Source organism: Enterobacter asburiae (assembly GCF_001521715.1).
Taxonomy (GTDB): Bacteria; Pseudomonadota; Gammaproteobacteria; order Enterobacterales; family Enterobacteriaceae; genus Enterobacter; species Enterobacter asburiae.
Genome location: NZ_CP011863.1, coordinates 904,430 through 930,143 on the forward strand (window position 1 = coordinate 904,430; position 25,714 = coordinate 930,143).

The window sequence follows — 25,714 nt, forward strand, 5'->3', positions numbered from 1 at the left end:
AAAAAGATTTTATTGTTGTCATAACCTTGTCATTTACGCGGATTAAAACGGAGGCAGATATCGCAAAAGGGGTCGCCATCATGAACGATCACATGTTTGTTGAAACGCTGATTATCTCCTCATCGTTTTTCGCTATTGCCGTTATTCTCGTCGCCTCCGTGATGTTCCTGGAAAGAAAAGGCTGACAGGGTCGCCAGCCATAGCGGTTACGCTTTATGGAAGTTCACAAGCTCAGGACGGGCGATGCGCAGGTAATCCTGGGTATCCATAATCACGGATTTCTCCAGCAGGCCGGCATTAAACGCGATTTCATCAAAACGCTCGAACAGCAGCGGGTCGGCAACCAGTGCCAAATCAGGATGGAAGCTAAAGGGCGGGATCGCGCCGAAAACGCAGGCGGTCAGGGTATCGACCTCCGCCGGGCTGGCGAGGGAGGCCTTCAGCCCGCCAAAATGGCTGGCAAGCTGGCTCAGGTCGGCCTGCAGGTCGGCGGCGAGGATCGCCAGAACGTGTTTTTTTACGCCGTTTCCCTTCACCTTGCAGACCAGGGCCTTTGCGCCTTGCCGCAGATCGGTCCCGCGAATTTCACTTACCGCTTCACATTTCCCGACCGCCTCGTGCTCCATGACGCGAAACCGCGCGCCCTGCTCTGTGAGTAAGGTAATCAGCTGCTGGTGGGTTCCTGCCCCAATAACGTCGTCAGTCATAACGATTTCCCGGTGATAATCCTGTATGCAGGGTTCTACATTAGCACGGGATGGGCGGGGTCGAAAGAAAACAGCCAGCGCGTTCGCTGGCTGTTGGATTATGCGTTGCTGGTAGCAGATTGCTTGTGGAACAGCTCCCTGAACACCGGATAAATATCATCCTGGTCACGGATATGCTGCATGGCAAAATTATCGAACATTGCTTGCAGATGTTCATACTCCCGCCACAGGGTCTGGTGCGCGCGACGGGTAATTTCGATATAGCTGTAGTAACGCACCACCGGCAGAATTTTCTTCGCCAGAATCTCGTGACACAGCGGTGAGTCGTCGGCCCAGTTGTCGCCATCGGACGCCTGCGCGGCATAAATGTTCCACTGCGACGGGTCGTAACGCTCTTTGACCACTTCATCCATCAGCTTCAGGGCACTTGATACGATGGTCCCGCCGGTCTCCTGCGAGTAGAAGAACTCATGTTCATCTACTTCTTTCGCCTGAGTATGGTGACGAATATAAACCACCTCCACGTTCTTATAGGTTCTGCTCAGGAACAGGTAGAGCAGAATATAAAAACGCTTCGCCATATCCTTGGTGGCCTGGTCCATCGAGCCGGACACGTCCATCAGACAGAACATCACCGCCTGGCTGGAGGGCTCAGGGCGTTTTTCGTAATTCTTGTAGCGCAGGTCAAAGGTATCGATAAACGGTACCCGTTCAATCTTCGCTCTAAGTTCCGCAATCTCTTTACGCAGGCGCTCTTCTTCCAGCAGTTGCGCCGGTTCCGTGTTCTCCACGACCTTCAGGCTGCTCTCCAGCTCGCGCAGTTCGCGCCGTTTGCCCGCCGTCATGGCCGTTCGTCGCGCCAGTGAATTCTGCAACGAACGCACGACGCTGATATTGGCGGGCACGCCGTTGGCGGTGTAGCCCGCGCGATGGGTTTTATATTCATTAAGCTGACGATGCTGATTCTTTTTCAGATTCGGCAGCGCCAGGTCTTCAAACAGCAGGTCGAGATACTCATCTTTCGAAATCTGGAAGACAAATTCGTCCTGACCTTCACCGTCCTGGCTGGCCTGTCCCTGACCGCTTCCTGAACCACCGCCGCCGCCCTGAGGACGCTCAATTCTGTCGTTCTGAACGAAGTGGTCATTACCTGGGTGTACGCGATGGCGCAGGCCGCCTCGCCCCTGATGAAACATCGGTTCGCTGATGTCATCGGTGGGGATGGAGACAGATTCGCCGCTGTCGACGTCGGTCACCGAGCGTTTATTGATGGCCTCGGAGATAGACTGTTTAATTTGCGCTTTATAACGACGCAAGAAGCGCTGGCGGTTCACCGTGCTCTTGTTTTTGCCGTTAAGACGCCGGTCAATAAACCAGGTCATATACCCCCCGTACTGCATTTGCCAACTTGCATTTTGTAGGCCCGGTATGCGCTAACCGCCACCGGGCACTTGTTTTTAAGACGATTTACGCACGCGCAGATACCATTCGCAGAGCAGGCGGACCTGCTTGCGGGTGTAGCCTTTTTCCATCATACGGTCGACAAAATCGTCGTGCTTTTTCTGCTCATCGGTTGAGGTTTTGGCGTTAAACGAGATCACCGGCAGCAGCTCTTCGGTATTGGAGAACATTTTCTTCTCAATGACCGTGCGCAGCTTCTCGTAGCTGGTCCAGTTCGGATTGCGCCCGTTGTTATGCGCTCTGGCGCGCAGGACGAAGTTCACAATCTCGTTACGGAAGTCTTTCGGGTTGCTGATCCCGGCAGGCTTCTCGATTTTTTCCAGCTCCGCGTTCAGGGATTCACGGTCAAACAGCTGGCCGGTATCCGGGTCGCGGTACTCCTGATCCTGGATCCAGAAGTCAGCATAGGTGACATAACGGTCGAAAATGTTCTGCCCGTATTCTGAATAGGATTCCAGGTAGGCCGTCTGGATCTCTTTGCCAATGAACTCGGCGTATTTCGGGATCAGGTAGCCTTTGAGGAACTCAAGGTAGCGTTCAGCCTGCTCCTGCGGGAACTGCTCGCGTTCGATTTGCTGCTCCAGCACGTAGAACAGATGAACCGGGTTGGCCGCCACTTCCGCATGGTCGAAGTTAAAGACGCGGGAAAGGATCTTAAACGCGAAACGCGTGGACAGACCGTTCATCCCCTCGTCGACGCCAGCGTAATCGCGGTACTCCTGATACGATTTCGCTTTCGGGTCGGTGTCCTTCAGGCTCTCACCGTCATAGACGCGCATTTTCGAGTAGATGCTGGAGTTTTCCGGCTCTTTCAGACGCGAAAGGATTGAGAAGCGCGACAGCGTTTCCAGCGTGCCGGGCGCGCAAGGGGCGTGCACCAGCTCGCTGTGGTTAAGCAGTTTCTCGTAAATTTTAATCTCTTCGGAGATCCGCAGGCAATAAGGCACCTTGACGATGTACACGCGGTCAAGGAAGGCCTCATTGTTTTTGTTATTACGGAAGGTCACCCATTCAGATTCGTTCGAGTGGGCGAGAATAATCCCGTTAAACGGCAGGGCGGAGATACCTTCCGTCCCGTTGTAGTTACCTTCCTGGGTCGCCGTCAGCAGAGGATGCAGCACTTTAATCGGTGCTTTAAACATCTCGACGAATTCCATAATCCCCTGGTTCGCGCGGCACAGCGCGCCTGAGTAACCATAGGCATCCGGATCGTTTTGCGCGAAGTTTTCCAGCTTACGGATATCGACTTTACCCACCAGAGCCGAGATATCCTGGTTGTTCTCATCACCGGGTTCTGTTTTGGCGATGGCGATCTGTTCAAGGATAGATGGCCAGACCTTCACCACGCGGAATTTGGTGATATCGCCACCAAACTCGTGCAGGCGTTTTGCCGCCCACGGCGACATGATGGTGCCGAGGTAGCGACGCGGGATGCCATATTCTTTATCCAGAATCTGCGCGTCTTCCTGTGGATTGAACAGGCACAGCGGATGGTCGTTCACCGGGCTGCGTTCACCGTTGGCGCTCAGCACATAGATAGGGACGCGCTGCATCAGCGACTTCAGGCGTTCAGCCAGCGAGGATTTACCGCCACCCACCGGGCCGAGTAAATAGAGGATCTGTTTCTTCTCTTCCAGACCCTGAGCGGCATGCTTCAGATAGGAGACAATCTGTTCGATGGCATCTTCCATACCATAGAACTCTTCAAACGCCGGGTATCGGGCGACCACCCGATTCGAAAAGAGACGGGAAAGCCGAGGCTCCAGGGCAGTGTCAACCATGTTTGGCTCACCAATAGCCATCAATAGCCGTTCTGCCGCATTGGCATAGGCACTGCGATCTTGCCGACAGATGGTAAGAAACTCCTGCAGTGTGAACTCTTCGTCCTTGGCAGCTTCATAGCGCTGGCGATAGTGATCGAATATATTCATGGCATGCCGTCCTTTCGTTTTTTAGCACAGGATAAGAGCCGTTCGTATGAGTAGTGGAGGCTCCCGGAAGAGAATCTCTCGCACCTCACTGCCAGAGCAGCAACCTGTGTGCCAGGTCAGACGCTAAGAACCGCAGGGTGTTCAGGAAAACTCTTCTTAAATTAAAGCGTAGATGGCATTTGCAAAACTTGCATGCCCAGAAAATCTACTTTCAATGACATATCAATAACTCATCCAAAAATTTCCACTGTCGTTATAAGACAAATGCACGTTTTTCATTCAGTGGTCATATAAATGAAAGCGGGTTGTCATCTGAAAAGTTAAAAATAACGGGTTAATCAGACTGATTAGCAGGCAAAAAATTTTGGGATGTACGGGAATGGCGGTTACACTTCATCCGCTGATTATTTGACTACAGGAAAGAATGGATTGTGACCAAACTCAAACTTCTGGCATTAGGCATCTTTGCCGCGACCGCAGTGAACACCGCACAGGCGGAAAGTCAGTGGACGGTTGGCGCGGGTGTTGGCGTCATTAACAGCCCGTATAAACAGTATGACCGTGATGTTTATCCTGTTCCCGTTATCACCTATGAAGGCGACAACGTCTGGTTCCGCGGGCTCGGCGGCGGCTACTATCTCTGGAACGATAAGGCCGATAAGCTCTCCATCATGGCCTACTACGATCCAACGCACTTCAAGCCGGGTGACAGCGACAGCCATGCGCTTCGCCAGCTCGATAAGCGTAAAAGCACCATGATGGCCGGGCTCTCGTATGTACATAACACCGAGTATGGCTTCCTGCGCACGGCCCTGGCGGGTGACACGCTGGACAACAGCAACGGCTTTATCTGGGATCTGGCGTGGTTGTACCGCTACACCAACGGCGGGCTCACCCTGACGCCGGGTATCGGTGTGCAGTACAACAGCGAGAACTACAACGACTATTACTACGGCGTCTCTAAAAACGAGTCCCGCCGCAGTGGTCTGAAAAGCTACAGTGCAGATGACGGCTGGGATCCTTACCTGGAGCTGACCGCGAGCTACAACTTCCTCGGTGACTGGAGCGTGTACGGTACCGGCCGCTATGAGCGTCTGAGCGACGAAGTGAAGGATAGCCCGATGGTCGATAAGTCCTGGGCAGGCATCTTCTCTGTGGGTGTAAGCTACAAGTTCTGATTGTGCATTAATTCAGTGCAATCTATGCATTAAAACGGGGCGCTTGCGCCCCGTTTGCATTAGTGTGGTGCAGGGAAATTATCGCTTAACAATCCGAATCGTCTGCCCTAAACGAGACGGTTTTTCTTCACTCGCTTTCTGCGGGTTGGTCACGCGAGCCGTTTCCACGCAGACAAACGTTTTATATCCATCATCCGTCATGTCGGCCATGCTGACGGACAGCGCAGGACCCGGGTTCCAGCCCACCACGTCGCTGTGATGATGATGGACCACTTCAATGCCGCGGTTCAGGGCGCCGTCGTGAATCACGCTGCACGGTTCCGGGTGCAGGTAAACGCGATCGGTACGGTCAGGGAATGCCTGAACGCCGTCGCTCAGTTTGCCTTCTTTCGCGTTATCCACTTTATCGATATAGGTATCGCCCAGGCCGCTCACCTTCACTGCGCTGATATCACCCACGTTGAAATAGGTGTGCAGGGCAGAGGTGGTTTCGAACTCGCCGTGAGCTTCCAGTTCTATTTCACAGGTTTTACCCAGCTTGAAGCGGGCATACAGGGTGAAATCGTGCGGCCAGAGGGCGCGGGTTTCATCATTAGCCTGCAGCTCAAAGGTCAGCACTGCGCCGTTGTCATCTTCGTTATGCGCTTTCAGCGTCCACTGCTGGTTGCGGGCAAAACCGTGAGACGGCAAACCCGGCTGTGCGGACGGGCCGAACCACGGCCAGCAGATCGGTACGCCACCGCGGATTGCGGCCCCTTTTTTGAAGGAGGTCGCATCGCTCAGCCATAAGCCTTCAGCTTCGCCTTCCGGTTTCCAGGAGAGCAGGTGAGCGCCGTTCAGCGCCACGGATGCTTTGACGCGCGGATGGTCAACGACGATAACGTCGGCACCGTCAATCTGACGGCGGGAGAGCACAGGGGTAAGTTGTTCGACTACCGGAAGTGCAAAAATTTTATTAATCATTAAGCAATCCTCTGTCTTATAAATAAAAAAAGGCGACCGAAGTCGCCTTTTTGGATCAAGCACTCATCTCAACTTATTTAGAGATGTGAGCGATCAGGTCCAGTACTTTGTTAGAGTAGCCGGTTTCGTTGTCGTACCAGGAAACCAGTTTCACGAAGTTGTCGTTCAGTGCGATACCTGCTTTAGCATCGAACACGGAAGTGCAGATTTCGCCGTTGAAATCGGTAGATACAACGTCGTCTTCGGTGTAGCCCAGAACGCCTTTCATTGCGCCTTCGGAAGCAGCTTTGATTGCTTTCTTAATTTCTTCATAAGAAGCAGCTTTTTCCAGACGAACGGTCAGGTCAACAACGGATACGTTAGGAGTTGGAACGCGGAACGCCATACCAGTCAGTTTGCCATTCAGTTCTGGCAGTACTTTACCTACAGCTTTAGCAGCACCGGTAGAAGATGGGATGATGTTCTGAGCCGCGCCACGGCCGCCGCGCCAGTCTTTGTGAGACGGGCCATCAACGGTTTTCTGAGTAGCGGTGGTTGCGTGAACGGTAGTCATCAGACCTTCGATGATGCCGAAGTTGTCGTTGATAACTTTAGCCAGCGGTGCCAGGCAGTTGGTGGTGCAGGATGCGTTAGACACGATATCCTGGCCAGCGTAAGTTTCGAAGTTTGCACCACGAACAAACATTGGGGTGTTGTCTTTGGAAGGACCAGTCAGAACAACTTTCTTCGCACCCGCAGTGATGTGTTTACGTGCAGTTTCGTCGGTCAGGAAGATACCGGTTGCTTCAGCAACAACGTCAACACCGATTTCGTTCCATTTCAGGTTAGCTGGGTCTTTTTCAGCAGTAACGCGGATGGTTTTGCCATTAACAACCAGGTGGCCGTCTTTCACTTCAACGGTGCCGTCGAAACGACCGTGAGTTGAGTCGTACTTCAGCATGTACGCCATGTATTCAGCGTCCAGGAGATCGTTGATACCAACGATTTCGATGTCAGAACGTTTCTGAGCAGCACGGAAAACAATACGGCCGATACGGCCAAAACCGTTGATACCTACTTTGATAGTCATATATTCCACCAGCTATTTGTTAGTGAATAAAAGGTTGCCTGTAAAATTACAAAAACCTTACGCAGCGTCAAGCGGAATCGTGTCAATCATTGCGACAAATCAATCCTGTGACTAACGTTTGTGCGACTGACTCGCCTCACTTTCCCTTTGAGCTTGCACCCATATGGGGGCTGAGCCGGGATTTTAAAGTCCTCGCAGGATAAAAATGTGAACATGATCACAATTGCCTGACCGCTTATTCGCGACACATAAGTTTAGATCAAAAGTGCACGCAAGGGTGTTAATGTTTTGTTAGAATCCGGGTTGAAAGATGTCTGTTTCTACAGCGAGATGTAAGCATATGTCGAACCAACGTAACCCTGACGATTTGAAAAAAAACCTCACAGAAATGCAGTTTTACGTGACGCAGAATCACGGGACGGAACCGCCGTTCACCGGGCGTTTACTGCACAATAAGCGAGACGGCGTCTACCACTGTCTGGTCTGTGATGCCCCGCTGTTCAATTCACAAACGAAATTTGATTCTGGCTGCGGCTGGCCGAGTTTCTACGAGCCGGTGAGCGATGAGGCCATCCGCTACCTGACCGACTCGTCGCACGGCATGGTGCGCACGGAAATTCGCTGCGGCAACTGCGATGCGCACCTTGGGCACGTCTTCCCGGATGGCCCACAGCCTACGGGCGAGCGTTTCTGCGTAAACTCAGCCTCAATGAGCTTCACTGACGACGAAAACGGCGACCAGGTGAAGGGTTGAAAAAACGATTCAGCAAATTATTCCTCTAAAAGGGCGCGAGTGTGAATATTGATGACATGATTAGCGGCATGACGCCGGAAATTTATCAGCGTCTGGTGACCGCCGTAGAGCTGGGAAAATGGCCCGACGGCGTCGCGCTGACGCCGGAGCAAAAAGAGAACAGCCTGCAGCTGGTGATGCTGTGGCAGGCGCGCAATAACACCGACGCGCAGCACATGACTATCGACACCCAGGGCCAGATGGTGATGAAAAGCAAGCGCGAGCTGAAAGAAGACTTCGGCATTACGCCGAAGCCGATTGCGACGATGAAAATGCAATAACGGTGCGGGTTGATACCCTCTCCCACAGGGAGAGGGCGTAAAAGACTACGCCTGCGTTTCCAGCCAGTCTTCGAGCGTATACAGCGTTGCGCCTTCCGCAGCCATATCCATAAACGCCTGAGCGCTGTCCTGCGGGTTAATGTTCACCCCGCGGCAGCCGTCGGTGATGACGCTGACGGTATAACCTAACTGGAGCGCGTCCAGCACGGTAAACTTCACGCAGTAATCCGTCGCCAGGCCCAGCACGACCAGCTCCGTGATTTCGTGATGACGTAACCACGCGTCCAGCGCCGTTTTCTGGCGATGCCCGTTATCAAAAAACGCGCTATAGCTGTCGATAGCCGGGTTTTCACCTTTATGGAACACCGCGTCGATGGCTTTCTGATTCAGAAGCGGATGCAGTTCCGCGCCTTCCGTCTGCTGTACGCAGTGATCCGGCCAGAAGGTTTGCGCCAGCCCATCGAGTTCCCCCTGAGTGAACGGCTCAACGTTGTGCTGGCTGGCAAAGCTGCCGTGATTCGCCGGGTGCCAGTCCTGGCTTGCGACAACGGCTTCGCCGCGGGCTTTACACCAGTCAATCAGCGTGTTTGCCACGTCAACGGTGCTGTCACCTTCGGCGACGGCCAGCGCACCGCCCGCGCAGAAATCATTTTGCAAATCGACCAGTAGCAGGGCGCGTTGCTTCATGAGCACTCCTTATTCGTCCGGGGTCAGCTCGCCGCGCAGGTTTTGCATCATCGCGCTGCGAATGGACTGAATGTCCAGATCCTGACTCAGTAAATAGTGAAGTTTAGTCAGCGTTGCCTCAACGGTCATATCGAAGCCGCTGATGACTCCCGCATGCGCCAGCGCGTTGCCGGTGGCATAGCCGCCCATGTTGACCTTTCCGGACATACACTGGGTCAGGTTCACGACCACAATTCCGCGCTCGCTGGCTTCCTGGAGCTCTTTCAGGAACTCGCCGTTCTGCGGGGCATTACCTACGCCATAGGAGCGCAGAATCAGCGCTTTCACCGGCTGGCGAAGGAAGTTACGCACCACGTCAGCAGAGATACCCGGGTAGATAGTGACCACGCCAATCGGTTGCGGAGTGATCGGATGCACGATCAGCTCGCCGGCGGTGTTCGGCGCAGGCGGCGTGCCCAGACGACGAATATGAATCCCGGCCTCCAGCAGCGGCTGCAGGTTAGGGGAGGCGAAGGCGTCAAAACCGTCGGCATGGGCTTTGGTGGTGCGGTTGCCGCGATACAGACGGTTATTAAAGAACAGCGACACTTCGTTGATCGGGTAATTCGCCGCTACGTACAGGGAGTTCAGCAGGTTGATCTGCCCGTCTGAGCGCAGCTCCGCCAGCGGGATTTGCGACCCGGTGACGATAACCGGCTTGCTCAGGTTCTCCAGCATGAAGGAGAGCGCCGAGGCGGTAAACGCCATGGTGTCGGTGCCGTGCAGGATCACGAAGCCGTCGTACTGGTCGTAATGGGCTTTAATGTCATCCGCGATGTGCTGCCAGTCTTCCGGCGTCATGTCGGAGGAGTCCATCAGCGGCTCGTATTCATGGATGGTGAAGTCAGGCATTTCCGGACGGTGGAATTCTGGCATCAGCGCAAGCTGACGCTGAAGGTGGCCGGAGACAGGGATATAGCCGTTTTCAGAGCGCTGCATACCGATGGTACCGCCAGTGTAGGCTACATAAATCGATTTCTTCTGCATGGTAGTGAGTTCTTGTTCTTCAAAAGAAAAAATCCCCTCTTCGCGGGAAGAGGGGACGGTTTTTAACGGACGTTAGCGCAGGTCAGGCAAAACGCGTAACGACTCTGTGGATCGTTAAAGGCCGCAAGCTTATCGCTTTCCGCCTTCATCGCTTTCGCTGCCGTGGCGACCGGCGCAGGCAGGTAAGCCTGCATCGCCTCCGGCAGCATGGCGCGTACCGAGCCGGACATACTGTCCATGACCATATCGAAGAACGACGGCTCGTCCTGGTAATACTCGATATGCCACTGCTTGAGCTTCGCCAGCTCGGCGGCTTTCTTCACCGCGTCATCGAAGTCGCCCAGGCTGTCCACCAGACCGTTGCTCTTCGCATCCTGGCCGGTCCAGACGTGGCCCTGTGCGATCAGGTCGATCTGCTCAGGCGTCTTTTTACGCGAGTCTGCGACTAGGGTGATAAAGCGTTTATAGCCGTTCTCAATGCTGAGCTGCATCATCTCAGAGACTTCCGGCGGCAGGGATTTGGTCACCGACACATCCGCCAGCGGAGAGGTGGCCACGCCATCGGTATGCACGCCCAGAGAATCCAGGCTGTTCTCCACGGTGTTGATCACCCCGAAGATGCCAATCGAACCGGTCAGCGTGCTTGGGTTGGCCACGATGTAGTTGGCTGGCGTTGAGATCCAGTACCCCCCGGAGGCGGCCATTCCACCCATGGATACGACGACCGGCTTGCCGGCGGCACGCGCCGCGGCCAGTTCAGCGCGGATCACCTCGGAGGCGCTGACGCTGCCGCCAGGGCTGTTCACCCGCAGGACGATCGCTTTCACTTTTGGATCCAGGCGAGCATCGCGGATTTGTGACGCGGTAGTATCGCCGCCCACGTTCCCCGGAGTCTCCTGGCCGTCCATGATGGCGCCGTTGGTAAACACCACCGCGACGCTGTCACCGCTGTCATCCGGTTTTTTCGTCGAGTAATCATACATGCTGATGGCGCTGTAATTTTTATCCTCTTTGCTCCAGCCAAACTGCTTGCTCAGGGATTTTTCAATCTCGGCGCTGGTGCCCAGGGCATCAACCAGTTTGTTATCCAGCGCGTATTTCGCGGTATCACCGTCAACCTTACGCAGGCCATCCAGCACGCCCTGCGCGCCCGGGAACGCCTGCTCAGGCGTAATCTGGCGGTTAGCGGCAACGGTGCCCAGATAGTTCTGCCACAGCTCGCCAATCCAGCGGCTGTCCGCTTCACGGGCGGCAGGAGACATATCGTCGCGGATAAACGGCTCGACGGCTGATTTATACGTGCCGACGCGGAAGACGTGGGTGGTGACCTTCAGCTTGTCGAGCAGGGATTTGTAGTACAGGCCGTTGGTGGCAAAGCCGTGCAGATCCACCGTCCCCTGCGGGGAGAGCCAGATTTTATTGGCAAAGCTCGCCAGATAATATTGTCCCTGGCTGTAGCTGTCGCCCACGGCAATCACCGGCTTGCCGCTGTCGCGGAATTCGCGCAGCGCTTTACCGATGTACTGCATTGAAGGCTGATCGCCTCCGGCAAAATCTTTCAGATCCAGTACGATCCCGGTGATGTTCCGGTCGTCTTTTGCCTTGCGGATGGTATCGACGATATCGAACAGGGAGTTTTCCTGCAGACGATCTGAGGTTGCGCCAAACAGCTGGCGACCAATCACGCTCAGGCGACTGCTGGTGGACGGCTTATCAACGATGACGCCGGTGATATCGAGTAATAGCGCGCCGCGCGTTGAATGCTGCGCCTGATTCGCATTGCTGATATGCATCCAGATGCCCGCGCAAACCAGAACCAGGAAGATGAAGAAGATGTTCATCACCAGGTTGCGGACGAAGTTGAGCAGTCTCCACGTCCATTTAAAGAAACCGGCAATGATTCGCCAAAGGGTTCGCATGTATTCTCCCTAACCAGAAAATGACTGTTTCCGTCGCCACTGGACGGTAATGTTGGGTTATCGTAATGACCCAACCGCCACTTGTCAGCAGGAATCGCCTGCCAGGCTGTAACAAAATCTGCCGTCGTGTTAATTTTGTGAGTAAATTTCAAGAAAGGAGTTAACCAATGGACGCACTCGAACTGCTTGTTAACCGCCGTAGCGCTTCCCGTCTGGCCGAACCTGCCCCGGCAGGCGAGCAGCTGGAGAACATTCTGCGTGCTGGCATGCGTGCCCCCGATCACGGCACGCTGCAGCCGTGGCACTTCTTTGTGATTGAAGGCGAAGGCCGCGATCGTTTCAGCCAGCTGCTGGAGCAGGGCGCGGTTGCCGCCGGGCAGGATGAGAAAGGTATCGACAAGGCGCGCAATGCCCCGTTCCGCGCCCCGATGATTATCGCCGTCGTGGCGAAATGCCAGGCTGACCATAAGGTGCCGGTCTGGGAACAGGAAATGTCCGCAGGCTGTGCGGTCATGGCGATGCAAATGGCCGCCGTCGCGCAGGGCTTTAACGGTATCTGGCGTACCGGTGCGCTGACCGAAAGCCCGGCGGTCCGTGACGGTTTTGGCTGCGGCGAGCATGACAAAATTGTCGGTTTCCTCTATCTCGGCACCCCGCAGCTTAAAGCCTCGAGCACCATCAGCGTGCCGGACACCACGCCTTTCGTCAGCCGTTTCTGATCACGCACGCTAAACTGTCTGGATTCTGAGCATCTGCCGCAGAATTCAGACAGTCATACTTACCTCTTTATGGAATGAGCGCTACCATAGCGCGATTGAGATGACAGGAGACGTCCATGAGCGAGCAAACCATTCGTTTAACGCAGTACAGCCACGGAGCCGGTTGCGGTTGTAAAATTTCCCCGAAAGTGCTGGAGACCATCCTGCACAGTGAACAGGCGAAGTTTGTCGACCCGAACCTGCTTGTCGGCAACGAAACGCGTGACGATGCTGCAGTTTATGACTTAGGTAACGGCACCAGCATTATCAGTACTACCGACTTCTTTATGCCGATTGTCGACAACCCGTTCGACTTCGGGCGCATTGCGGCTACCAACGCCATCAGCGATATCTTCGCGATGGGCGGTAAGCCGATCATGGCGATTGCCATTCTGGGCTGGCCGATCAACACCATCCCGCCGGAAGTGGCCCGTGAAGTGATTGATGGCGGTCGTTTTGCCTGCCAGCAGGCGGGGATTGCGCTGGCCGGTGGTCACTCTATTGATACGCCCGAACCGATCTTCGGCCTGGCCGTTACCGGCGTGGTGCCGACCGAACGCGTGAAGCGCAACAGCACCGCCCAGGCGGGCTGCAAACTGTTCCTCACCAAACCTCTGGGCATTGGCGTGCTGACTACCGCCGAGAAAAAATCGCTGCTGAAACCGGAGCACAAAGGTCTGGCAACGGAAGTCATGTGCCAGATGAACCTCGCCGGTGCGGCGTTTGCCAATATCGACGGCGTAAAGGCGATGACCGACGTTACCGGTTTTGGCCTGCTGGGGCACCTTTCTGAAGTGTGTCAGGGCGCGGGCGTGCAGGCGCAGGTCTGGTATCAGGACGTGCCGAAGCTGCCGGGCGTGGAGGAGTATATTGCTCAGGGAGCGGTTCCGGGCGGTACCCAGCGCAACTTCGCCAGCTATGGTCACCTGATGGGCGAAATGCCCGAGGAGTGGCGCAACCTGCTGTGCGATCCGCAAACCTCCGGCGGCCTGCTGCTGGCGGTCACGCCGGAATCCGAAGCTGAGGTTCAGGCCACTGCCGCCGAGTTCGGCATCACCCTGACGGCGATCGGCGAGCTGGTGACCGCGCGCGGCGGCCGCCCGATGATCGAGATCCGTTAATTCGATGCGGTTGTTTATTGCCGAAAAGCCGAGCCTGGCCCGCGCCATTGCCGACGTGCTGCCTAAACCGCATCGCAAGGGCGACGGCTTTATCGAATGCGGTAACGGACAGGTGGTCACCTGGTGTATTGGTCACCTGCTTGAGCAGGCGCAGCCGGATGTCTATGACAGCCGCTACGCCCGCTGGAATTTAAACGATCTGCCCATCGTGCCGGAAAAATGGCGCCTGCAGCCCCGTCCTTCGGTTACCAAACAGCTCAACGTGATCAAGCGCTTCCTGCATGAAGCCGCTGAAATCGTTCACGCGGGTGACCCGGACAGGGAAGGACAGCTGCTGGTGGATGAGGTGCTGGACTACCTGGAGCTGGCGCCGGAAAAGCGCCAGCAGGTGCAGCGCTGCCTGATCAACGATCTCAACCCGCAGGCCGTCGAGCGGGCGATTTCGCGCCTGCGCGCCAACAGCGAGTTTATTCCGCTGTGCGTCTCGGCTTTAGCCCGCGCCCGCGCCGACTGGCTGTACGGCATCAACATGACCCGCGCATACACCATTCTTGGGCGCAACGCGGGCTATCAGGGCGTACTTTCCGTGGGGCGCGTGCAGACGCCGGTGCTGGGGCTGGTGGTGCGTCGTGATGAAGAGATTGAGAACTTCGTCGCCAAAGATTTTTTCGAAGTGAAAGCGCATATCGTCACGCCTAAAGACGAGCGCTTTACCGCCGTCTGGCAGCCGAGCGATGCCTGCGAATCGTACCAGGATGATGAGGGGCGCCTGCTGCACCGTCCGCTGGCGGATCATGTGGTTAACCGCATTACCGGCCAGCCTGCTATTGTTACCAGCTATAACGATAAACGGGAATCAGAACCCGCGCCGCTGCCGTTTTCGCTTTCTGCACTTCAGATTGAGGCGGCAAAAAAGTTTGGCCTGAGCGCGCAGAACGTTCTGGATATCTGCCAGAAGCTCTACGAAACCCATAAGCTCATCACCTATCCGCGTTCGGACAGCCGCTATCTGCCGGAAGAGCACTTTGCCGGTCGCCACTCGGTGATGAACGCCATCGGCGTGCACGCGCCGGATCTGCTCCCGCAGCCGGCGGTAAACCCGGACACCCATAACCGCTGCTGGGATGATAAAAAAGTCGATGCCCACCACGCGATTATCCCGACGGCCCGCGCCAGCAGCGTCAACCTGACCGAGAACGAAGCGAAGGTCTATAACCTGATCGCCCGTCAGTACCTGATGCAGTTCTGCCCGGACGCGGTATTCCGTAAGTGCCTGATTGAGCTTGAGATTGCCAAAGGTAAGTTTGTCGCCAAAGCGCGTTTCCTCGCAGAAGCGGGCTGGCGCACGCTGCTCGGTAACAAAGAGCGCGATGAAGAAAACGACGGTACGCCGCTGCCGGTGGTCGCTAAAGATGACGAACTGCTGTGCGAGAAGGGCGAAGTGGTTGAACGTCAGACCCAGCCTCCGCGCCATTTCACCGATGCGACGCTGCTGTCGGCGATGACCGGGATCGCCCGGTTTGTACAGGATAAAGATCTGAAGAAGATCCTGCGCGCCACCGACGGTCTGGGGACGGAAGCAACCCGCGCGGGGATCATCGAGCTGCTCTTTAAGCGCGGCTTCCTGGAGAAAAAGGGACGCTATATCCACTCAACGGAGCCGGGCCGGGCGCTAATCCACTCTCTGCCGGAGCTGGCCGCGAGGCCGGACATGACCGCGCACTGGGAATCGGTGCTGACGCAGATCAGCGAGAAGCAGTGCCGCTATCAGGACTTTATGCAGCCGCTGGTTGGGACGCTTTATCAGCTGATCGATCAGGCGCGCAGCACGCCGGTGAAAACGTTCAGAGGGATGGTTGCACCCGGTAGCGGCGCGAAGAAACCGTTCAAGAAGAAAAAGAGCGCGGCCTGATACGCCCGGTTTTCTCCCTCTCCCTGTGGGAGAGGGCCGGGGTGAGGGCACCCGGCCGCACGCTGTAAACCTTAAATCACGCCTTGACCAATCATCGCATCCGCCACCTTCACGAACCCGGCGATATTCGCCCCGCGCACGTAGTTGGTTTGCGATGCCTCGCCGCCGTACTCCACACAGGCATGGTGAATATCCAGCATGATATGGTGCAGGCGCGCATCCACTTTCTCGGCCTTCCAGCCGAGACGCGCGGCGTTTTGCGCCATCTCGAGGCCGGAGGTCGCCACGCCGCCCGCGTTAGCGGCCTTGCCCGGTGCAAACAGCACGCCCGCCTCAAGGAACAGGTCCGTCGCGTCGATGGTGGTCGGCATATTCGCCCCTTCGGCCACCGCTTTTACGCCGTTGCTAATCAGGGTACGCGCGGCGTCCGCATCCAGCTCGTTTTGTGTTGCGCACGGCAGGGCGATATCCACCGGCACGCCCCACGGCTGTTTCCCTTCCAGGTAGGTCAGGCCAAACTCCCGGGCATAATCCGCCACGCGGCCGTCGCGGCTGGCTTTGATCTCACACAGGCGCGCCAGCTTCTCTGCCGTGAAGCCCGCTTCATCCACCACCGTGCCGCTGGAGTCAGAGGCGGTCACCACGCGAGCGCCAAACTGCATCGCTTTCTCAATCGCATACTGCGCCACGTTACCGGAGCCGGACACCGCGACGCGCATGCCTTCAAAGCCTAAACCGTGACGCTTGAGCATCGCCTCGGTGAAGTAAACCAGGCCGTATCCTGTCGCTTCCGGGCGGATCAGGCTGCCGCCAAACGACAGCCCCTTGCCGGTAAAGACGCAGGCGCTGTTGTTGGAGAGCTTTTTCATCATCCCGGCCATAAAGCCCACTTCACGTCCGCCCACGCCGATATCACCGGCAGGAACGTCGGTATCCGGGCCGAGGTGGCGGTAGAGTTCGGTCATCAGCGCCTGGCAGAAGCGCATCACTTCGCCTTCGCTTTTGCCTTTCGGGTCGAAATCGCTGCCGCCTTTCCCGCCGCCCATCGGTAGCGTGGTGAGGGCGTTTTTAAAGGTCTGCTCGAAGCCGAGGAATTTCAGAATCGACAGGTTCACGGACGGATGAAAACGCATGCCGCCCTTAAACGGACCAATCGCCGAGTTAAACTGAACGCGCCACGCGCGGTTAACCTGTACCTGGTTGCGATCGTCAACCCACGTCACGCGGAACTGGATCACGCGCTCTGGCTCGACAAGGCGTTCAAGCAAAGACATCTGGCGATAACGCGGGTTTTGTTCAAGGAAGGGCCACAGGGTGGTCATAACTTCACGCACGGCCTGCGCGAACTCGCTTTGGTGCGGGTCGCGCTGCTGAACATAGGCAAGGAAACTTTCCAGAGAGCGTGTCTGATCCATAGATATAAGAACCTCTTATCGTATTTTATGTTTATTACTTATGCGATTTGTGTTGTTTTTTTGACTATACCACCCGTACCGCTTTGTGAGGCAAGCAGAAATTTATGACGAAAGGGAAATTAATGAGAGGACGGGCGTCATAACGAAAAGCGATGAAGAGATAAATTAAAGGTTCGGCTCTGGTTTACCGTTATAGTCATTATCAAGGAACTACTGGAAGATGTGTCTATGAAACGTTATCTACTCACCGCGTTATGTCTGATCTTTACCGCAGGCGTGCAGGCCAACCCCATTCTCCCGGACGTGGAGGTGAATGTGCCGCCGGAAGTGTTTAGCTCCAGCGGCCAGAATCAAACGGTGCAGCCCTGCAATCAGTGCTGTATCTATCAGAATCAGAACTACTCGGAAGGGGCCATTGTGAAAGCGGACGGCATTCTGCTGCAGTGCCAGCGCGACGAGCGCGCCATCAGCACGAACCCGCTGGTCTGGCGTCGCGTAAAACAATAAACGCTTCCAGCAGCGGAATATCCGCCGGGGCTAAGGCGTAGCCAAACGCCTCTTCCGGCGTACACCACGCGAGCGCGCTGTGGTAGTGCGCCGTGAGTTCGCCGCGAAAAGCAGGGACGTGCCAGGCATGCAGGTTGATCAACCGCTGCGACACTTCCCGCTGGTGGCTTGCCACGTATTGCCCCGGCAGGGCGTCAATGCCCAACTCTTCACGCAGCTCGCGGATAAGCGCTTCTGGCTGGGTTTCTCCGGCCTCGACTTTACCGCCTGCAAATTCCCACATTCCCGGCTGATCGGCGTGGGCAGGGCGCTGCGCCAGTAAAATGTTGCCGTCTTTTTCGATGATGGCGGCAACGACATCGAGTGTTTTTAGCATGATCGTCAATAATTGATAGCGAAAAAAGACATATTATCGTGCCCTTTCTCAGAGTCCAGTAAACAGGAGAATCAGGTGAAAGAGTCCACCGCCTGGGTTGCCCCCCTCGAATCCCTTCCCGCCAGCCTAAAACCGATAGCCGCCATGCAGAAAAAGCATTTTGGCGCGGTGCTGAATCCCACCCGCTGGTGGGGGCGAATGCCGCGTCTGTTCTGGCTGGTGGCGCTGTTTGTCGGCTTTCTGGAACGCCGTCGCGCGCGCCTGACGCCCGCGCTGCGCTCGCTGCTCATGACGCGGGTATCCCAGCTCTGTCACTGCGCTTTCTGTATTGATGCCAACAGCCTGCGTCTGGCCGAGCGCTGCGGCGCGCTGGATAAGGTTCACGCCGTGAGCGACTGGCATGATTCCACTTTGTTCACCGAGCAGGAGCGCGCGGCGCTGGCCTACGCCGAGGCGGTGACCGCCACGCCGCCCAGAGCGGATGAGGCTATCAGAACGACGCTGAAACGCCACTTCGCGGACGATGCCATCACCGAGATGACGGCGCTGATTGCGTTTCAGAATCTCTCCGCCCGCTTTAATGCCGCGCTGGATATTCCGGCGCAGGGGCTGTGCGCCACGTTTAACGAGACTCCTCATGCTTGACCGTCACCTGCACCCGCGGGTTAAGCCCGTTCTGAATCGTCTGGTTTCCGTGATGGATAAGCCGGGCATCACGCCCGACGGATTGACCCTGACCGGGTTTGCCATCGGCGTGCTGGCGCTGCCGCTTCTGGCCCTCGGCTGGTATCCGGCTGCGCTGGCTGCCATCGTGCTTAACCGCCTGCTGGACGGTCTGGACGGCGCGCTGGCGCGGAGGAGAGGGCTGACCGATGCGGGGGGATTTCTCGACATCGCGCTCGATTTTCTGTTCTACGCCCTGGTGCCGTTTGGCTTTGCGCTCGCGGCTCCCGCAGAAAATGCGCTGGCGGCCGCCTGGCTGCTTTTGCGTTTATCGGTACCGGCAGCAGCTTTCTGGCGTTTGCGGCGCTGGCCGCGAAGCACGACATCGACAACCCCGGCTATGCGCACAAGTCGTTTTATTACATCGGTGGGTTAACGGAAGGGACGGAGACCATCGCGCTGTTCGTGCTGTGCTGCCTGTTTCCGGCGCACTTTACGCTATTCGCGTGGGTATTCGGCGCCCTGTGCTGGCTGACCACCACAACGCGCGTCTGGAGCGGTTATGTGACGCTGAAGTCACTCAACCCTTAGAGAGCGCTTTCTGGCCCGCGCTCTCCGGTGGTGACCGGGTTCTGCGGGTGACTGCTCCATTCGTACCAGCCGCCGTCATAGACGGCGACATTCTTCCAGCCCATCGCCCGGGCGTACATAAAGGTTTCTGACGCCCGCCACCCGGTGCCGCAGTAAAACGCGACGTGCTGTTCCGGCAGAATATTCCAGCGCTTCCACTGGGCGGCGATATCGTCCGCGCTGCGCATGGTGCCATCCGGGTTATGGAAGTCTTCCATATGGGTCGCGTCGCTGCCCGCGTGACCCCAACGGGCACCGGCTATTTCACCTTTTGGCTTGATGTAGCTGTAGCCGCTGGTTTCGCCGATGAACTCCGGCCACGAACGAATGCTGACCAGGGAGGCATCCTGACGGTGCAGCATCCCGCGCGCCTGTTCCATATCAACCATCAGCTGCGGCTGGCCGGGGATCGGCGCGCCGAAATCGGGTGCTGGCGTCACTTTGCCGGGCGTGCCGCGTTCAACCGGGAGGCCTGCATCCGACCACGCCTTCCAGCCACCGTCGAGAATGCGCACATCCTGCACGCCCGCATACAGCATGATCTGCGCCACGCGCGCGGCGGCGTAAACGTCACGGCCATACAAAATAACGGTGGTGTCGTGACGGATCCCGTGCTTCGCCAGCATCGCTTTCAGCTTGTCGTCGGAGACTTTATTCCACAGCGGCTCGCTTTCCACCTCGTTGGTGTCGATGTAGCCCGCGCCGGGAATGTGGTTCAGCAGGTAAAACTTCGGTGCGCCCCAGGCGGCTTCAATCACTTTCCAGTCACCAGCCGGCGCGGCGGTCACGGGTTTACCCTGCTGGAGGCAGTGGATCCACTGCGGGTAAACCAGCTGTTCAAAGTGAGGCAGGCGCTGAAGGCGGTCGGGCGTCTGCAGCGCGTCGCTGAGCAGCGAGACCTGGCGGTATCCGGCTTTCTCCAGGCGGGACTTCACCGCCAGGTTATCGTTCTCGTCGCCGTACAGGGCGATGGCGGTTGCAGGCGTAAGCTGATGTTGTTTTGCCCAGCTCGCAATCTGCTCGTCGCTCATTGCGCCCAGCCAGGCGGCAGCAAGGTTGAGTGCGGCGGGTTCGTGGCCGGAGGGGCCGCTGAGGGTCTGCGGCCAGCCGTTGTAAAACGTGCTGGGACGGGTATCGACAGGCGTGCCGTGCTGCGCCTGAAGCTGAGACAGCGTCATCACGTTGGGCATATCAGCCGCCAGAGAGGAAAAGGAAGCGAGGCCGCAGAGCAGGGCCAGCGCGGTCAGTTGAGAAACACGTTTCATCGAATAACCTGACGTCAGTAAAAGAGGGGGGCATTGTCGTCTCTCCGGAAACGGAAAACATTGCGTTAGCACATTATTGCCAGCGAGAAATCTCAATCAGCTTGCCGCCGGGCGGAATATCGTCTTCATCGTGCGTGACCAGCACCACCGGGATATTGCGCGCGCGGACGGCGACAAATACCCATGTCCGAAACGTTGTGCGCAGCGTTTTATCGAGGCGGCTGAACGGTTCGTCCAGCAGCAGCGCCTGCGGCTCTGCGAGCAGGGCGCGCAGCAGGCTGACCCGTGCACGCTCACCGCCGGAGAGGGTGGCCGGATCGCTGGCGTAATGGCCGCTCAGCCCGGCGGAATCCAGCGCCTGCTCGACCGCTTCCCGACGCGCTCTCCCGACGATCCGCTCAGGCAGCGCCAGCAGCAAATTTTGCCCGACGCTGAACTGTTCAAACAGCAGCGCGTCCTGAAAAAGTATGCCCAGCCCGCGGGATTCAACGGGAAGGCCGTCGCAGCGACGCGCGTCGAGCCACAGTTCGCCCCGCGCCTGAAAATCGTCTGACAGCGCGCCGACCATCCACGCAAAAAGGGTCGATTTGCCGCTGCCGGACGGCCCCATCAGGGTAACGATCTCCCCGCGAGGAACGAAAAAACTGACCTCGCGGAAAAGTGGTTCGATGGTGAGATGGTTTACCTTCAGCATTATCGTAATCCTTGACGGTAGCGGCCCGCGAGCCGGGATATCAGGGCGGCAAGACCGAACACCGTGCCCGTCACCAGCAGTAATCCCAGCGCCCTGCTGGCGAGAACGGGGATGCTGCCCCCGCTGCTGAGCGCGACGGTTTCGGTGGTCAGCGTGGCGAAACGCCCCGCGCCAAGCCAGAGCGTCGGCATGTATTGCGCCATGCTGACGGAAAAGCCGGTGGCAAACGCCAGCAGCGCCGGGCGCACCAGAAGGGGGCATTTCAGCAGTAAGAATATTTTCGCCCGTCGCCAGCCGAGCGTTCTGGCGGTAAGGATAAGCCGGGGATCGATCCGCCGCCAGGCGGGCTGCAGAACCAGCAGCATCCACGGCAACACCCACAGCAGATGGCTCCAGAGCACGGCGGCATAGTGCCCGTCGAGCCCCAGACGCAATGCAATAAAATATTGCCCGGTGACGAGCGGCAGCGCCGGAAGAGCGAGCGGTGACCACACCCACGCAGCGCCTCGCTGCGGTCCCCATTCCAGCCAGAGAAAAATGACGATGAGGGCGATCAGGCTCGACAGCAGGCCGAAGGAAAGGCTGGTCCCCACGGGACCCACGTCGCCCCCTTGTGCCAGCATCAGCAGTACCGCGGCGCACAGGATGCCGCACGCGGGCAGTAACCCGCCTAATGCCCGCTCAGGCAGGACGAGTGGAGAACGGGGGCGCGTCCCCGCGAGATTCGGGATCGTGCGACGCCATGCTTTCCAGAGGCCGTACCCGAGGGCGGCAAGCGCGGCCAGCAGCATAAGGAGAAGCAGGCACAGCAGCATTCCTTTTGCCTGCTGCTGCTCGTCGCCCTGGCTTAGCCATTGCCAGGCCAGCACGGCCAGGGTGGGCGGGTTACCGGGCCCGAGAACGATCGCCACGTCCACGACCGAGAGCGACCATGCCAGCACCGCCAGCATCACCGCGCCGAGGACAGGGGCGATCGCCGGGAGGATCAGCCAGCTGAGCGTCTGATAACGCCCGTAGCCAAAGGTTTGCAGGACGATCTTCTGCTGCGCGAGCCGTTGTTCCGGCAGTACGGCGTAAATGGCCCACAGCACGAACGCGCTCTCTTTGACCGCGAGCGTCAGGCCCAGCCCGACGCCGTGGCGGTCAAACGGAGCCGTACAGACGGTACAGAGCTGATAAAACAGACCGCCCTCGGCAAACAGCAGCAACGCGCTGGTGGCGAACGCCACATGGGGGATCGTCAGTAGCCAGGGCAGTCGGGTCGTGAGGCGCCGCCAGCGTTGACCGGGCCACAAAAGGCAGACGAAGAAAAGGGCAATCAGCAACGCCCCCAGCGTGGCGATGAGCGTTGAGACCAGCGTGGCGACGGTCGCCTGAGGCAGCTGCGGATCGTTCAGCAGCCGCTGCCAGTTTGTCGCAGAAAGCGCCGGTGCGAACAGCATCACGCCAGCGGGCAGGATCGGCAGATAAATCACCGCCATCGCCAGCCAGACAAGCCCGCTCAGCGGGTGCCGTAACGACGCAGCCATTCCTGCTCCAGCGCGTTCACCCAGGCGGACTGCGGCTCTGCAAGCACCTGCGGCAGCCCCTGAGGCGTATGGTCCAGCAGCTGTTTCGCGTTACCTTCGGGCAGCGTTTTCGCATCCAGTACGCTCGGGTCTCCCCAGACGGCCGGGTCGGCCTTGCGGATTTGCGCCTGAGGCGACAGCAGGAAATTGGCGACCACTTTTGCACCCGCGCTCGCGCCGGCATTGGCCGGGATAGCCACAAAATGGACGTTGCCGAGCATCCCGCTATGGAAACCAAAGCTGTAGCTGTCGGCAGGCAGTTCGCCGCTCGCCACTTTCTGCTGCGCATGGGCCGGGTTAAAGGTCAGCGACAGGTTCAGACTGCCGCTGGCAAGCAGGGCATCCATCCGCGCAGGCGAGGGAGGGAAATCTTTTCCTTCGCGCCACAGCAGCGGATGCAGCTTATCGAGGTAGGTCCACAGCGGCGCCGTAACCTGAGCAAACGTTGCATCGGGCGCTTTTTGTAAAGCCTCAGGGCGATCGGTGAGCGTCAGAAGCAGCTGCTCAAGAAATGCCGTGCCGGTAAAATCGGGCGGGCGGGGATAGCTGACCTTGCCCGGGTGCTGCTGCGCGTAGGCCAGCAGCGCCTGAGGATCCTCCGGCGGCGTCGGCATGCTGGATTTGCGGGCGATAAAGGTCAGCTGCGCGCCGCCCCATGGGGATTCCGTCCCGTCGGTGGGAATAGCAAAATCTTCCGTGACGGGTTTACGGGTATCGACATAGCGCCAGTTTGGCAACGACTGCGCCCATCCGGTTTGCAGCAGGTTCGCCTCTTTTAACGTGCGGAAGTTTTCGCCGTTGACCCACAGCAGGTCAACCGAGCCGTTGGCCTTACGCCCCGCGGCGGCTTCCGTCTGGATCCGTTTTACCGCATCGGCGGCATCCGCCAGCGGGACGATTTTTAGGGTAATGGCGTAGTGCGTTTGCATCTCACCGCTGACCCACTCAAGGTAGCGGTTGACCGCCGGATCGCCGCCCCAGGCGTTAAACCAGACGGTCTGGCCTTTGGCCTGCTGTTGGATAGCGTGCCAGCTTTCGGCGGCACAGAGGGGGGCTGCCAGCAGCAGACCGGTCAGGAACGCGCAAAAACGCACACGGCGCATAATGCCTCACTTTTTAGCAGACGGGAGATAACGGGAAAACAGCCGGCGCGTGGCCAGCGGCAATAACCCCAGTAGTGTAAAGGCGATTAGCATGCCCGGCGACAAAATATCGCGCAGCGACGCCACTTTCCCCAGCTCGCGCCCGGCATTCAGAAAGACAAACGTCGCGGGCAGCATGGCGACCTGGCTGACCCACCAGTAGTGATATACGCCAATGCGGGTCAGCCCCATCAGCAAATTCACCAGGAAAAACGGGAACAGCGGCATCAGGCGCAGGGCAAAAAGATAGCCCGCGCCGTCATGCGCCATACCGGCGTTCACCGTTTTCATCTGCTGAGCAAACCGACGCTGGACCCATTCGCGAAGCAGATAACGGCTGGCGAGCATCGCAAGCGTGGCTCCGAGCGTGGAGGCAAACGAGACCAGCACGGTGCCTTCCCACAGGGGAAATAACGCCCCGCCCAGCAGGGTGAGGATCGCCGCGCCGGGGATCGACAGAGCGGAGACCACCACATAGAGCGCAAAAAAGATCAGCGCGCTTCGCAGCGGCGCGTGGTCAACATGGGAGAGGAGTGCCTGCTGGTGGGTTTTAATCCCTTCCAGGGAGAGCGTGCCTGGGGGAAGCATGACAAACGTCAGAATAAATGCGCCCAGAAGGGCGCACAGGAAAGCGAGTTTTCGAATGTTCACGCGTCATTACAGCTTGAATTTAGCCCACACCGGCGCGTGGTCAGACGGTTTTTCCATGCTGCGGATCTCATAGTCGATCCCGGTTTCGATGCAGCGCTCTGCCAGCGGCGAACTGGCGAGCAGCAGGTCGATACGCAGGCCGCGGTTGTCGTCAAAGCCTTTTGAGCGGTAGTCAAACCACGAGAAGCGATCCTGCGTGTCCGGGTTGGCGGTACGGAAGGTATCCACCAGCCCCCAGTCCAGCAGGCGCTGCATCCACTCGCGCTCTTCCGGCAGGAAGGAGCATTTGCCGGTACGCAGCCAGCGTTTGCGGCTGTCTTCACCGATGCCAATATCCAGATCGGTCGGGCTGATATTCACATCACCCATGATCAGCACCGGATTGTCTTTGTTGAGTTCGGTTGTCAGGTAGTTCTGCAGATCCTGATAAAACTTGGCTTTGGCCGGGAATTTGGTCGGATGGTCGCGGCTTTCGCCCTGAGGAAAGTAGCCATTAATCACTGTGATGTTACCCAGCGGGGAAGGCAGCTCCGCCATGATGATGCGGCGCTGTGCTTCTTCGTCATCGCCGGGAAACCCGCGGCGGACTGAAACTGGCGTCTCTTTGGTCAACAGCGCAACGCCGTAATGGCCTTTCTGCCCATGATAGAAGACGTTGTAGCCGAGTTTCGCCACCTCTTCGAGGGGGAACATATCGTCGTGAACCTTGGTCTCCTGCAGGCCGATCACATCTGGCTGATGTTGTTCAACGATAGCTTCAAGCTGATGGGGGCGGGCGCGCAGGCCGTTGATATTAAAAGAGACAAATTTCATAGTCGCTGCCAGTGCAAGGTGAATAGTGCATGGATGGTAGCAGAATTTGCGTCAACTGTTACCGGGTTCGACCAATAACTGCGACAGATAATGCCGCTGGTGCAATATTTGCACCATTCTGACGCGCCTCGCCCTCAAACAGGGCGTAAATGACCGATAAATTTCGCGAGCGATCACAATTCCA

At 57.6% G+C, this 25,714-nt stretch carries 25 protein-coding genes and 1 pseudogene; 10 read left to right on the forward strand and 16 right to left on the reverse strand.

From position 1 onward, the window contains the following. Positions 1-80 precede the first annotated feature (80 nt). Complete coding sequence (gene yoaI, locus ACJ69_RS25135) at positions 81-185, forward strand: small membrane protein YoaI (RefSeq protein WP_153251226.1); 105 nt, start codon at positions 81-83, stop codon at positions 183-185. A gap of 21 nt (positions 186-206) precedes the next feature. Here the strand turns inward: yoaI and ACJ69_RS04470 are convergent, their stop codons facing one another. The 3 genes from ACJ69_RS04470 to yeaG form a co-directional block, all read right to left on the reverse strand. Continuing rightward, positions 207-707, reverse strand: a complete 501-nt coding sequence (locus ACJ69_RS04470) for a YbaK/prolyl-tRNA synthetase associated domain-containing protein (protein ID WP_029739834.1) — start codon at positions 705-707, stop codon at positions 207-209. A 98-nt stretch (positions 708-805) separates the two neighbouring features. Next, positions 806-2,089 carry a YeaH/YhbH family protein gene (locus tag ACJ69_RS04475; RefSeq protein ID WP_047648072.1) on the reverse strand — a complete coding sequence of 428 codons (1,284 nt, stop codon included), beginning with the start codon at positions 2,087-2,089 and terminating at the stop codon, positions 806-808. A gap of 75 nt (positions 2,090-2,164) precedes the next feature. Then, the gene (yeaG, locus tag ACJ69_RS04480) at positions 2,165-4,099 is read right to left on the reverse strand and encodes a protein kinase YeaG (RefSeq protein ID WP_008500713.1); all 1,935 of its coding nucleotides are present in this window, start codon (positions 4,097-4,099) and stop codon (positions 2,165-2,167) included. Between the two features lie 431 nt (positions 4,100-4,530). Here yeaG and ACJ69_RS04485 point away from each other — a divergent pair, with 431 nt between their 5' ends. Continuing rightward, the gene (locus ACJ69_RS04485; RefSeq protein ID WP_023311255.1) at positions 4,531-5,277 is read left to right on the forward strand and encodes a MipA/OmpV family protein; all 747 of its coding nucleotides are present in this window, start codon (positions 4,531-4,533) and stop codon (positions 5,275-5,277) included. Positions 5,278-5,355: 78 nt separating this feature from the next. Here the strand turns inward: ACJ69_RS04485 and ACJ69_RS04490 are convergent, their stop codons facing one another. Continuing rightward, on the reverse strand, positions 5,356-6,240 hold the full coding sequence (locus ACJ69_RS04490; RefSeq protein WP_059346517.1) for a D-hexose-6-phosphate mutarotase: 885 nt from the start codon (positions 6,238-6,240) through the stop codon (positions 5,356-5,358). 73 nt (positions 6,241-6,313) lie between these two features. Further along, positions 6,314-7,309, reverse strand: a complete 996-nt coding sequence (gene gapA, locus ACJ69_RS04495) for a glyceraldehyde-3-phosphate dehydrogenase (RefSeq protein WP_023311257.1) — start codon at positions 7,307-7,309, stop codon at positions 6,314-6,316. A gap of 340 nt (positions 7,310-7,649) precedes the next feature. Between gapA and msrB the strand changes: the two genes are divergently transcribed. Next, positions 7,650-8,063, forward strand: a complete 414-nt coding sequence (gene msrB / locus ACJ69_RS04500; protein WP_029739831.1) for a peptide-methionine (R)-S-oxide reductase MsrB — start codon at positions 7,650-7,652, stop codon at positions 8,061-8,063. 56 nt (positions 8,064-8,119) lie between these two features. Continuing rightward, positions 8,120-8,383, forward strand: coding sequence for a YeaC family protein (locus ACJ69_RS04505; RefSeq protein WP_196239757.1), 264 nt, complete (start codon positions 8,120-8,122; stop codon positions 8,381-8,383). A 45-nt stretch (positions 8,384-8,428) separates the two neighbouring features. Here the strand turns inward: ACJ69_RS04505 and pncA are convergent, their stop codons facing one another. The 3 genes from pncA to sppA form a co-directional block, all read right to left on the reverse strand. Then, positions 8,429-9,070, reverse strand: a complete 642-nt coding sequence (pncA, locus tag ACJ69_RS04510; protein WP_029739829.1) for a bifunctional nicotinamidase/pyrazinamidase — start codon at positions 9,068-9,070, stop codon at positions 8,429-8,431. Between the two features lie 9 nt (positions 9,071-9,079). Next, a complete protein-coding gene (ansA, locus tag ACJ69_RS04515) occupies positions 9,080-10,096 on the reverse strand; it encodes an asparaginase (protein ID WP_008500705.1) in 1,017 nt (338 codons plus the stop codon). A 62-nt stretch (positions 10,097-10,158) separates the two neighbouring features. Next, positions 10,159-12,015 carry a signal peptide peptidase SppA gene (gene sppA / locus ACJ69_RS04520; RefSeq protein WP_059346520.1) on the reverse strand — a complete coding sequence of 619 codons (1,857 nt, stop codon included), beginning with the start codon at positions 12,013-12,015 and terminating at the stop codon, positions 10,159-10,161. Between the two features lie 167 nt (positions 12,016-12,182). Between sppA and ACJ69_RS04525 the strand changes: the two genes are divergently transcribed. The 3 genes from ACJ69_RS04525 (at position 12,183) to ACJ69_RS04535 (ending at position 15,806) form a co-directional block, all read left to right on the forward strand. Then, positions 12,183-12,734, forward strand: coding sequence for an NAD(P)H nitroreductase (locus ACJ69_RS04525; protein ID WP_047648067.1), 552 nt, complete (start codon positions 12,183-12,185; stop codon positions 12,732-12,734). Between the two features lie 116 nt (positions 12,735-12,850). After that, positions 12,851-13,894, forward strand: coding sequence for a selenide, water dikinase SelD (gene selD / locus ACJ69_RS04530; RefSeq protein ID WP_059346521.1), 1,044 nt, complete (start codon positions 12,851-12,853; stop codon positions 13,892-13,894). A gap of 4 nt (positions 13,895-13,898) precedes the next feature. Continuing rightward, positions 13,899-15,806: a DNA topoisomerase III gene (locus ACJ69_RS04535; protein ID WP_059346524.1), complete on the forward strand. Its 1,908-nt coding sequence runs from the start codon at positions 13,899-13,901 to the stop codon at positions 15,804-15,806. A 71-nt stretch (positions 15,807-15,877) separates the two neighbouring features. Here ACJ69_RS04535 and gdhA read toward each other — a convergent pair whose 3' ends face one another. Then, positions 15,878-17,221, reverse strand: a complete 1,344-nt coding sequence (gene gdhA / locus ACJ69_RS04540; RefSeq protein ID WP_059346525.1) for an NADP-specific glutamate dehydrogenase — start codon at positions 17,219-17,221, stop codon at positions 15,878-15,880. A 228-nt stretch (positions 17,222-17,449) separates the two neighbouring features. Between gdhA and ACJ69_RS04545 the strand changes: the two genes are divergently transcribed. Continuing rightward, on the forward strand, positions 17,450-17,728 hold the full coding sequence (locus tag ACJ69_RS04545) for a DUF1496 domain-containing protein (RefSeq protein WP_054829931.1): 279 nt from the start codon (positions 17,450-17,452) through the stop codon (positions 17,726-17,728). On the opposite strand, the gene ACJ69_RS04550 is transcribed toward ACJ69_RS04545, so the two are convergent. Further along, entirely contained in the window at positions 17,688-18,104 is a 417-nt protein-coding gene (locus ACJ69_RS04550) for a pyrimidine (deoxy)nucleoside triphosphate diphosphatase (RefSeq protein ID WP_032657918.1), read from the reverse strand. The genes ACJ69_RS04545 and ACJ69_RS04550 overlap by 41 nt on opposite strands. Before the next feature lie 75 nt (positions 18,105-18,179). Here ACJ69_RS04550 and ACJ69_RS04555 point away from each other — a divergent pair, with 75 nt between their 5' ends. Beyond that, on the forward strand, positions 18,180-18,749 hold the full coding sequence (locus ACJ69_RS04555; protein WP_054829932.1) for a carboxymuconolactone decarboxylase family protein: 570 nt from the start codon (positions 18,180-18,182) through the stop codon (positions 18,747-18,749). Next, positions 18,742-19,358: pseudogene (locus tag ACJ69_RS04560) on the forward strand (CDP-alcohol phosphatidyltransferase family protein). The gene ACJ69_RS04555 and the pseudogene ACJ69_RS04560 overlap by 8 nt, the downstream one beginning before the upstream one ends. Here ACJ69_RS04560 and ACJ69_RS04565 read toward each other — a convergent pair. From ACJ69_RS04565 to xthA, 6 genes are all read right to left on the reverse strand, one after another. Next, positions 19,355-20,662, reverse strand: coding sequence for a sulfurtransferase (locus tag ACJ69_RS04565; RefSeq protein ID WP_059346527.1), 1,308 nt, complete (start codon positions 20,660-20,662; stop codon positions 19,355-19,357). The pseudogene ACJ69_RS04560 and the gene ACJ69_RS04565 overlap by 4 nt on opposite strands. Positions 20,663-20,735: 73 nt before the next feature. Further along, complete coding sequence (locus ACJ69_RS04570; protein ID WP_059346529.1) at positions 20,736-21,356, reverse strand: ATP-binding cassette domain-containing protein; 621 nt, start codon at positions 21,354-21,356, stop codon at positions 20,736-20,738. Further along, complete coding sequence (locus ACJ69_RS04575; protein ID WP_059346532.1) at positions 21,356-22,885, reverse strand: ABC transporter permease family protein; 1,530 nt, start codon at positions 22,883-22,885, stop codon at positions 21,356-21,358. The genes ACJ69_RS04570 and ACJ69_RS04575 overlap by 1 nt, the downstream gene beginning before the upstream one ends. Continuing rightward, positions 22,858-24,018, reverse strand: a complete 1,161-nt coding sequence (locus tag ACJ69_RS04580; RefSeq protein WP_407027164.1) for an ABC transporter substrate-binding protein — start codon at positions 24,016-24,018, stop codon at positions 22,858-22,860. The genes ACJ69_RS04575 and ACJ69_RS04580 overlap by 28 nt, the downstream gene beginning before the upstream one ends. 15 nt (positions 24,019-24,033) lie before the next feature. Then, a complete protein-coding gene (locus ACJ69_RS04585; RefSeq protein WP_059346534.1) occupies positions 24,034-24,717 on the reverse strand; it encodes a TVP38/TMEM64 family protein in 684 nt (227 codons plus the stop codon). Between the two features lie 6 nt (positions 24,718-24,723). Continuing rightward, a complete protein-coding gene (gene xthA, locus ACJ69_RS04590; protein ID WP_023311273.1) occupies positions 24,724-25,530 on the reverse strand; it encodes an exodeoxyribonuclease III in 807 nt (268 codons plus the stop codon). Between the last annotated feature and the right edge of the window lie 184 nt (positions 25,531-25,714).

Bases quoted from the DNA above. Each gene is read 5' to 3' on its own strand.
- yoaI (WP_153251226.1), top strand. From the start codon at position 81: ATGAACGATCACATGTTTGTTGAAACGCTGATTATCTCCTCATCGTTT.
- ACJ69_RS04470 (WP_029739834.1), bottom strand. From the start codon at position 707: ATGACTGACGACGTTATTGGGGCAGGAACCCACCAGCAGCTGATTACC.
- ACJ69_RS04475 (WP_047648072.1), bottom strand. From the start codon at position 2,089: ATGACCTGGTTTATTGACCGGCGTCTTAACGGCAAAAACAAGAGCACG.
- yeaG (WP_008500713.1), bottom strand. From the start codon at position 4,099: ATGAATATATTCGATCACTATCGCCAGCGCTATGAAGCTGCCAAGGAC.
- ACJ69_RS04490 (WP_059346517.1), bottom strand. From the start codon at position 6,240: ATGATTAATAAAATTTTTGCACTTCCGGTAGTCGAACAACTTACCCCT.
- gapA (WP_023311257.1), bottom strand. From the start codon at position 7,309: ATGACTATCAAAGTAGGTATCAACGGTTTTGGCCGTATCGGCCGTATT.
- msrB (WP_029739831.1), top strand. From the start codon at position 7,650: ATGTCGAACCAACGTAACCCTGACGATTTGAAAAAAAACCTCACAGAA.
- ACJ69_RS04505 (WP_196239757.1), top strand. From the start codon at position 8,120: ATGATTAGCGGCATGACGCCGGAAATTTATCAGCGTCTGGTGACCGCC.
- pncA (WP_029739829.1), bottom strand. From the start codon at position 9,070: ATGAAGCAACGCGCCCTGCTACTGGTCGATTTGCAAAATGATTTCTGC.
- ansA (WP_008500705.1), bottom strand. From the start codon at position 10,096: ATGCAGAAGAAATCGATTTATGTAGCCTACACTGGCGGTACCATCGGT.
- sppA (WP_059346520.1), bottom strand. From the start codon at position 12,015: ATGCGAACCCTTTGGCGAATCATTGCCGGTTTCTTTAAATGGACGTGG.
- ACJ69_RS04525 (WP_047648067.1), top strand. From the start codon at position 12,183: ATGGACGCACTCGAACTGCTTGTTAACCGCCGTAGCGCTTCCCGTCTG.
- selD (WP_059346521.1), top strand. From the start codon at position 12,851: ATGAGCGAGCAAACCATTCGTTTAACGCAGTACAGCCACGGAGCCGGT.
- ACJ69_RS04535 (WP_059346524.1), top strand. From the start codon at position 13,899: ATGCGGTTGTTTATTGCCGAAAAGCCGAGCCTGGCCCGCGCCATTGCC.
- gdhA (WP_059346525.1), bottom strand. From the start codon at position 17,221: ATGGATCAGACACGCTCTCTGGAAAGTTTCCTTGCCTATGTTCAGCAG.
- ACJ69_RS04545 (WP_054829931.1), top strand. From the start codon at position 17,450: ATGAAACGTTATCTACTCACCGCGTTATGTCTGATCTTTACCGCAGGC.
- ACJ69_RS04550 (WP_032657918.1), bottom strand. From the start codon at position 18,104: ATGCTAAAAACACTCGATGTCGTTGCCGCCATCATCGAAAAAGACGGC.
- ACJ69_RS04565 (WP_059346527.1), bottom strand. From the start codon at position 20,662: ATGAAACGTGTTTCTCAACTGACCGCGCTGGCCCTGCTCTGCGGCCTC.
- ACJ69_RS04570 (WP_059346529.1), bottom strand. From the start codon at position 21,356: ATGCTGAAGGTAAACCATCTCACCATCGAACCACTTTTCCGCGAGGTC.
- ACJ69_RS04575 (WP_059346532.1), bottom strand. From the start codon at position 22,885: ATGGCTGCGTCGTTACGGCACCCGCTGAGCGGGCTTGTCTGGCTGGCG.
- xthA (WP_023311273.1), bottom strand. From the start codon at position 25,530: ATGAAATTTGTCTCTTTTAATATCAACGGCCTGCGCGCCCGCCCCCAT.